The sequence below is a fragment of the Sporomusa sp. genome, from assembly GCF_035561255.1.
GTDB lineage: Bacteria > Bacillota > Negativicutes > Sporomusales > Sporomusaceae > Sporomusa.
Window position 1 is genome coordinate 1 of record NZ_DATMXX010000267.1, and the last position, 3,789, is coordinate 3,789.

The 3,789-nt window shown below is 44.0% G+C and carries 4 protein-coding genes; 1 reads left to right on the forward strand and 3 read right to left on the reverse strand.

What is annotated here, in order from left to right:
* From VN379_RS14890 to VN379_RS14900, 3 genes are all read right to left on the reverse strand, one after another.
* Positions 1-1,028 (reverse strand): hypothetical protein (locus tag VN379_RS14890; protein WP_325535200.1); only part of this gene is annotated, 1,028 nt, incomplete at its 3' end.
* A 251-nt stretch (positions 1,029-1,279) separates the two neighbouring features.
* Positions 1,280-2,026, reverse strand: a complete 747-nt coding sequence (locus tag VN379_RS14895; RefSeq protein ID WP_325535202.1) for a hypothetical protein — start codon at positions 2,024-2,026, stop codon at positions 1,280-1,282.
* 119 nt (positions 2,027-2,145) lie between these two features.
* Complete coding sequence (locus VN379_RS14900; protein WP_325535204.1) at positions 2,146-2,802, reverse strand: GGDEF domain-containing protein; 657 nt, start codon at positions 2,800-2,802, stop codon at positions 2,146-2,148.
* Positions 2,803-2,981: 179 nt separating this feature from the next.
* Between VN379_RS14900 and VN379_RS14905 the strand changes: the two genes are divergently transcribed.
* Entirely contained in the window at positions 2,982-3,320 is a 339-nt protein-coding gene (locus VN379_RS14905) for a helix-turn-helix transcriptional regulator (RefSeq protein WP_325535206.1), read from the forward strand.
* The last annotated feature ends 469 nt before the right edge of the window (positions 3,321-3,789 follow it).

A 3,789-nucleotide genomic window follows, 5' to 3' on the forward strand; every position in this document is an offset into this window, starting at 1 on the left:
TTTGATGCTCCCGGCGGGCTGAAGGTGAAAGACAACGGGTCACCGCTTTCATAAGTACCCAGGAAGCCCAGATCTTGCTTTCTGAAATCCCCGAAATAAAGCCGGTCACGCGGCGTAATAACAGGGCTCCAGTTTACTTCCGGATGGTCTATTCCGATAGCGCCGGCGTAGCTGCCGCCCATGGGAGCAAGGTAATAGGAAATTCTACCGCCTTTTTTTGAAGGCAGTAACACCTGGTAAACCACACCATAGTTGCCATAGTTAAGTACCTCTGATTTGTCGGTGGCATCTATTCCCTTCAGGTAGGCATCCAAGCGGTTGTCAGCTAGGGTGATGCCTGCCGCTCCGTCGATTAACGGGTCGTAGTCCCTGACGGGGGTAATTCTCCTGTTTGCGCCTGCAAATGTCCCACGCAAATGCCACTCATCAGGCGGTAGTACTGTTGCTGTTCTGGAAAACTCGACACTGTTCTCAGTTACTGGCAGCATCATAACTGAAACAGTGACTGGTTGATCAACCTCAAAATCATAAATACCATGGATCAGCATATTCGGCACAATCGCCAGTTCATCCAGGCTGGCAGCAAGCGGCACTGCTCCCCCCGCGGGAATGCTTAAGCTATAAGTCTGCTTTTCGCTTAGGTAGGCCGCCTGAGTTTCTTTGCCAACCTTTATCCAGATGTTTCCCGGACCGCCCAAAGTAGCCTGGTTGACCGTCACATGGGCGGTTTGCTTGCCTTTATTCTCGACAAGGACAGCCACTTTTTTTACATCTCTGGATGCGTTTACATGATAAAAGAAGAGGCGCACGGTGCCTACTACCTTATCCTGGTATAGAATGCCGTCACCTACTACCATTTCCGGACTATCAGAGAGCAATAACGTACCTTCATGGGAGCTTGTATGTACCTCCCATTCAGGAAGACGGTCTAAATCCAGAGCCGGTGTTGATAACGCTGCCAGCGTTGAGTTATTTCCAAGAATGAATGATAGCATTATAACCAGAACAAGCCTTATAAGAGTTTTCATTTCAAAACCTCCACACTGCAACAAATATAAGAAATATGAACACTAACCCTGTACAAAAAGATAAATCCCCTATCGATACATCTCGCATCGTAGGGGAGAATTAACACCGTCACCCTATTAACATCAAATTCATTAGATTTTTATGATGCTTCTATATGTTAACTTCTGCTAAAATTTAAATTATCCTGCAGCAAATTGAATTTTTATGTCGAAATTAGGGTTATGTTTTTTGCAGTATGTATTTTAAATGGTTATTGGTTGATAGCGATGGAAGTCTTGGCTGGCTCAAATGACTGGATGATCTTTCGTACCTGCGGGTCCCAGAAATTGCGCTCGCTGTCAATTGTCAACAGAAAAGCGACCGATGTAAAACCATTGGCATTAAAGGCATAGCCTTTTATATAATATGGCATATTTATCCCGTACGTCGACAGCATTACCCTGGCACTCAGACCATAGGCCGGCCGGTCATTGATTTTTAGATAATCAGGGCGGCTAATCTCAAGAAAGGGTACACTGGCATTGAGCTGTTTAGAGCTTACCAGTTCCTTTTTCAATGAATTGGCAGTTGTGGTGATTGTTGTCTCTAGTTTTTCACGCGACACATCGGACAATTCCTGGGTAAAGTATGCCTTCTCGCCTGCAGACATAAGTTTATCATGCCGGTAGAACAAGAGGACTGCCGTACGGTAAGCTTTACCATCATTTGATGTAAGCTGGTATACTTGCAAATTCATTTTATTCAGTGGGGCCAGTGGATCGACCGGCGGCAAGGGCTGGGAGGGGGCTGGTTTTTTTGCTTTTGTTTTTTCGCTAGCTTCTTTTAAAACCGTGGAGAACACCTGCAGCAGGTCTGTTGTTTGCCAGCCTTCAGGCATGGAGAACAAACCAATTCTTTCAATTTGCCAGTTGACATTCTTTACTGCGTGGGCGTTAATATTGCCGGTAAACAGCAGCAGGCAGGTTAGGGGTATTGTGAGCAACCAGTTCTTGTTCATTCTTGATTCCTCCGGAGAGAATTTTCAAACCGGACAATAATGAAATGTGCCGGTTGCTCTTTATTATTCAAGGAAATAACAGTGATTTCCTGCCGGGGAGGAAATGTTTAACTCCCGGTTTAGTCAGTTATCGTAATAATTGTGTTTTTCCGGGCTTTGGCGGTATACAATGATTGATCGGCCTGGAGGAGAAATTCATCTAAAGCCTGGTTTGTTTTTAGTGGTACTATTCCCGCACTTATTGTTAGACGATAAGATGAGAAAGTAGTTTCAACAAGGTTACGGATTCTTTCCATAACTTCCCGGGCTTTTTCGACCGTAGTCCCGGAGAAAATAATGGCAAACTCGTCGCCTCCCCAGCGGGTAACTATATCTGTACTTCTTGCATTTCTTTTTAATAAGGTTGCGATCCCGGATAATAGCTGGTCTCCGGTTGTGTGTCCATAGGTATCGTTAATAGTCTTAAAGCCGTCAACGTCGATCATAGCTACACATAACTGCGTTTTTTGTGAGGCTACCTGGAAGAACTGCTTCTTCAGTATTAAACAAAAATAGCGTCTGTTCCATAAGCCTGTCAGAAAATCGGTATGGGAAATTATGCTTAATTTCCGGATTAAGCCACCAATAATCAAACCACTGGTGGAAATGATACCGGTAATTGCTGCCCACAACAAGCTGCCGTAATTTACGTGAAGAACTATATCCAAATAATAGCCTGTTAGACCGATTAACGCTCCCAGTGCAGAGAGTATTAACCATGCGTAATTATAAAACACTTACCCACCCCTACTAGCGTCAAGTGACTGGATTCTTGCAGTCCATTAACCAGCATTCGCTCACATATGTAATTAATATTAAGTTATAAATTAAATATTAATCTATAACTTAATATTAATCAATAATTTTATGTATACATTTTCATGACATTGATATAGTAAAAGTCAGGTGATGTGTGTTGTATGTTGATTACTATGCTATTGGTCAACGAATTAAGAAAATTCGCAAACAAAAACGCTTTACACAGGAGAGAGTAGCCGAAAGTCTGGAAGTTTCCACTGTCTATATCAGCCAGGTGGAAAATGGGAAGACAAAGCTCAGTCTGGAGATGCTAGTACGACTGGCAAGCCTGCTGGATATCGACCCAGGCTATTTTCTCACAGGTATCTCTTATCATTCACGGGATTATCTAAAGGCAGACATAGCCCACCTGCTCCAGGAATGTCCACCTGAAAAACTCCAGCTAATTATGGATGTGGTCAAGCTGATTTCTAAGTACAAAGTCATCTCGCAGTAAAAAGCACTCGTACTGTAACTGGGTTACAGTACGAGTGCTGCTGTGCTCAACGATACTGCAGACTGTGTCTTATAGGGAAGGCGGTTTCTTCTTGCGAGAAAGTCATGCTTTAGGACAAGGTTTTGTTGCTTGCGCGCGTGGAAGACCGGCGGGGGTTTTCCTGCTTAACTAAGGCAATCAGTAATGATGGCGTAAGCAACTGGCAGATTCTTGAATTGCTGCAGCTACTGCCCGCTAGACAATTTACTGGGTATATTATGCTGCATAGCATGATCATTCCACAAGCATACTAAGGCTACGATAATTATGGGGGCGGCAAATGGTGGAGGACAGGTTGTATCGAGGCTTTGTGGCTGGAGTTATTGGCGGGGTTGTGTCAAGTGCATTAAGCCATCTTTCATACTTGTTGGGATTCACTACGCTACGGTTATCAGATTGGGCTGCAATCCTTATCTTTGGTCATGTGCCG

Excerpts from the sequence above, each read along its gene's own strand:
- VN379_RS14895 (WP_325535202.1), bottom strand. The coding sequence starts at position 2,026 with ATGAACAAGAACTGGTTGCTCACAATACCCCTAACCTGCCTGCTGCTG.